Origin of the sequence: Nocardia sp. NPDC060259 (genome assembly GCF_042728775.1) — a bacterium.
Lineage (GTDB): Bacteria > Actinomycetota > Actinomycetes > Mycobacteriales > Mycobacteriaceae > Nocardia.
Genome location: NZ_JBHXAY010000188.1, coordinates 1 through 3,891 on the forward strand (window position 1 = coordinate 1; position 3,891 = coordinate 3,891).

4 protein-coding genes are annotated in these 3,891 nt (G+C 68.9%); all 4 read right to left on the minus strand.

Annotated elements, in window-relative coordinates:
* Window positions 1-95: 95 nt before the first annotated feature.
* Window positions 96-1,082, minus strand: a complete 987-nt coding sequence (locus ACFWF2_RS33385; RefSeq protein ID WP_379311470.1) for an alpha/beta fold hydrolase — start codon at window positions 1,080-1,082, stop codon at window positions 96-98.
* A gap of 55 nt (window positions 1,083-1,137) precedes the next feature.
* Entirely contained in the window at window positions 1,138-1,626 is a 489-nt protein-coding gene (locus ACFWF2_RS33390; RefSeq protein ID WP_189032446.1) for a phage holin family protein, read from the minus strand.
* Window positions 1,627-1,657: 31 nt separating this feature from the next.
* Window positions 1,658-2,881, minus strand: coding sequence for a Na+/H+ antiporter NhaA (nhaA, locus tag ACFWF2_RS33395; protein WP_379311471.1), 1,224 nt, complete (start codon window positions 2,879-2,881; stop codon window positions 1,658-1,660).
* 170 nt (window positions 2,882-3,051) lie between these two features.
* Window positions 3,052-3,891, minus strand: an 840-nt coding sequence (locus ACFWF2_RS33400; protein ID WP_379311472.1) for an AMP-binding protein, incomplete at its 5' end; no start/stop codon positions are given.

A 3,891-nucleotide genomic window follows, 5' to 3' on the forward strand; every position in this document is an offset into this window, starting at 1 on the left:
GTCAGGTGCCGTTGCGTAGGCGACGAAGGAGCAAGCAGCGGTGCCTGACCGACGGGACAGGAGGGGCCGCGACTCGAGCGCGCCAGCGCTCCAAATCACGGCGAGACGAGCCCGTCCTTAGGTGACCCGTTGACCCCGTTCTGTTCGCGCCAGCGGGTGGTCAGCACCTCGTTGACCTTGCGGGGGTTCTCCTGGTGGGCGTAGTGCCCCGCACCCGGAATCGACACCAGGGTCCGATCCGGCGACAGTCGCGCCCCACGATGGATCGTGGCGGGCAGCAGGTAGGGGTCGTGTTCGCCGCGCAGGCCGAGCACAGGGATGTCGATCGGGGTGCGCATGGTCGCCATGAAGCGCTTGCCGTCGGGACGCCACTGGCTGCGGAAGGCCCACCGCTGGTACTCCAGCGCGCTGTGCGCGGCGCCGGGGATCCGGATGGCGGTGCGCATCCGCGCCGCGGTCTCGGCGAATTCGGCCGTGCGCGACCAGGATTGGCTCACCCGCTCGCGCAGCAGCCGCTCCACCATGGCGCCGTCGTGGCGGGTGAGCAGGTGCTCGGGGTAGCGCGGCAACTGATAGCGCAGGAAGTCGGGCAGCCAGGTGGCGCGCTGGGCGGGATCGCGCAGGACCGCGCTCTTCAGTGCCGCGGGATGCGGTGAGCTCACCACGGCGATCGAGCGGACCAGCCGGGGATGCAGCACCGCGGTGGCCCAGCAGACCAGTCCGCCCTCGGCGTGGCCGACGAGGGTGGCCTCGGTGTGACCGAGTGCCCGGATGAGGCCGGCGATGTCACCGGCGAGGGTCCAGCCGTCGTAGCCGCGCGGCGGCTTGTCGGTATCGCCGTAGCCGCGCAGGTCGACGGCGACGGTGCGATACCCGTGGTCGGCGAGCCCGGTCAGCTGATGCCGCCACGACCACCAGAAGTCGGCGAAGCCGTGCAGCAGCAGCACCAGCGGGGCATCGGAACGGTCCGGCCCGTCGGCCTCGACGATGTGGAAGCGGATCCCGTTGGCGTGCACGTCACGGTGCGTCCACGGTCCGTCGTAACGGACGCTGGACGGATCCGGGAATGAGTTGGACGACACGCCGATCGAGCCTAGTAGGCGGGTCCGGCCGTTGCGACCGGGCCCGCCCGGCGCGTCATCGGTTGGCCGACTTCTCCAGCGCGGGAGTGTGCTCACTGTGGGTGAGCGCGGCAGGCAGGACCTCGGCGGTCTGCTTGAGCGAGTTGATCGTCTTCTCCGGCGCCCGCAGCTTGCGGACCTTGAGCCAGCCGAGCAGCGCGAGCAGCGCGGTGGCGGCCACCATCAGCACGAACACGATCAGGAACGCGGCCCAGCGGTACAGCCACACATCCAGCAGTTCGGCGAGGAAGAAGAAAAAGAAGAACGAGCTGAACAGCAGCACGGTCAACGCGAGAATGAAGAAGACACTGCCGGTCAGGCCCTTGCGGACCTCGGCGGTGACCTCGGCCTTGGCCAGCGCGACCTCGGCGCGCACGAGGGTGGACATCTGCTCGGTCGCATCGCGGACGAGGCTGCCGATGCTCGCCGATCCGGGCGGGTTGGCGTCGGTCAACGGGATGGAAGTGACCGTGCGACCGTCATTTCCGCCTTGGGTGTAACTCACTTCGTCGACCCTTCTCCCTGTCCTGGCACTACTAGGCCTCACTGTCCGGTTGTAACTCGTCCGCGTCGCGGCGCGCCTGGTGCACACGTCCTCGGCGCAACAGTAGCGCCGATCCGAGCAGCGATGCTGCCATGGAGGTCACCAGGACGGCGGCCTTCGCCAGATCGATGGCGTCGTCACCGACATCGGCCAGCGCGAGTTCCGCCACCAGCAGGCTAACGGTGAACCCGATCGCACCGAGTACCGACAGGGCGAACATGTCGCGATGTTCCAGCCCCGCCGGTCGTTTCGCCACGCCGAAGCGGATCGCCAGCCAGCTGATTCCGAAGATGCCGATCGTCTTGCCCAGCAGCAGTCCGAGGATGATCGCCAGCGACAGCCGGTCGGTGAACAGCGAGCCGAACACCGCGCCGTCGAGCGGGACGCCGGAGGCGAACAACGCGAACAGCGGCACGCAGACACCGGCCGAGATCGGCTGCACGACATGCTCGAGATGGGTGGCCGGGGCGATCTTCTCGCCGGGGTCCTTGCGCACCCTGGTCGCCAACCCGAGCGCCACACCGGCCAGCGTCGGATGGATGCCCGCTTCGTGTAGCGCGTACCAGCAGACCAGCGCGACCGGAATGTAGAACAACGGCGTGTGCAGCCGCTGCCGTTGCGCCAGCGCCCAGGCCGCGCAGCAGGCGATGGCGACGCCGAGCCACAGCATCGACAGCGACGCGGTGAACAGGACCGCGATGAGGATGATCGCGAGCAGGTCGTCGACCACGGCCAGGCTCAGCAGGAACACCCGCGCACTGGCCGGGATCCGCGAGCCGGTCATCGCGAGTACGGCCAGCGCGAAGGCGATGTCGGTGGCGACCGGGATGGCCCAGCCCTTGTCCATCCCCGGCACGCCGTGGCCGACCACGATCGCGATCACGGCAGGGGTGACGACGCCGCCGACGGCGGCGATGACGGGCAGCGCGGCCCGTTTGGGGTCGGCCAGCTCACCGACGACGAATTCGCGTTTGAGCTCGAGCCCGGCGACGAAGAAGAAGATCGCGAGCAGCCCGTCCTTGGTCCAGTCGGCCAGGGTGAGATCGAGGTGCAGCGCGGAGATACTCAGGTGGGTGTCGACCATCGTTTGATAGCTCGCGCCCCACGGTGAGTTCACCCAGATCAGCGCGATGGCCGCGGCGATGAGCAGCAATGCTCCACCGACGGTTTCGATGCGCAGATAGCGGGTCAGCTCATTACGAACACGGGTGATCACGGGCGAGCCTTTCGGCAGGGCGGACGGCGCTGCGGGCGCTCATCCCGTCGGGGATTCACGACCGCATGCCGACCAGGCTTCCCGGCACACCTGAACGCGATTCTAACGGATACGGCCGGTGACATCGCACGTCACCGGCCGTATCCTGCGCGTTCGCTGCGCGCTCCGGCTCAGTTCCCGCCGGTGCGGATGGCCTCGAAAACGCCAGGATCGACCAGCGTCGAGGTGTCGCCGAGTTCGCGGCCCTCGGCCACGTCGCGCAGCAGCCTGCGCATGATCTTGCCGCTGCGGGTCTTGGGCAGCTCGGGCACGATGTGGATCTCGCGCGGCTTGGCGATCGGGCTGATCTCCTTGGACACCTCGGCTTTCAGCTCGTCGACCAGGCCGTCACCGGCCCGGCCCGCCGAGTCACCGGTGAGGATGACGAAGGCGACGATGCCCTGCCCGGTCGTCGCGTCGCTGGCGCCGACGACGGCGGCCTCGGCCACGGCCGGGTGCCCGACGAGCGCGGATTCGACCTCGGCGGTGGAGATGCGGTGCCCCGACACGTTCATGACGTCGTCGACCCGGCCGAGCACCCACAGGTCGCCGTCCGCGTCGAGCTTGGCGCCGTCACCGGCGAAGTACCAGCCCTGCTCGGCGTAGCGCTCCCAGTACGTCGCCCGGTACCGCTCCATGTCGCCCCAGATGCCGCGCAGCATCGACGGCCATGGCTTGTCCAGCACCAGATAGCCGTTGGCCTCGGTCTCGCCGAGCTGCACCGGCTTGCCCTCCTCGTCGACGACCGTCGCCGAGATGCCGGGCAGCGCTCGCATGGCCGCGCCCGGCTTCGCGGCGGTGACGCCGGGCAGCGGGGAGATCATGATGGCGCCGGTTTCGGTTTGCCACCAGGTGTCGACGATGGGGGTCTTGTTGGCGCCGATGACGTCTCGGTACCAGCGCCAGGCTTCGGGGTTGATGGGTTCGCCGACGGAGCCGAGCAGTCGCAGGGTGGACAGGTTGTGGGCGTC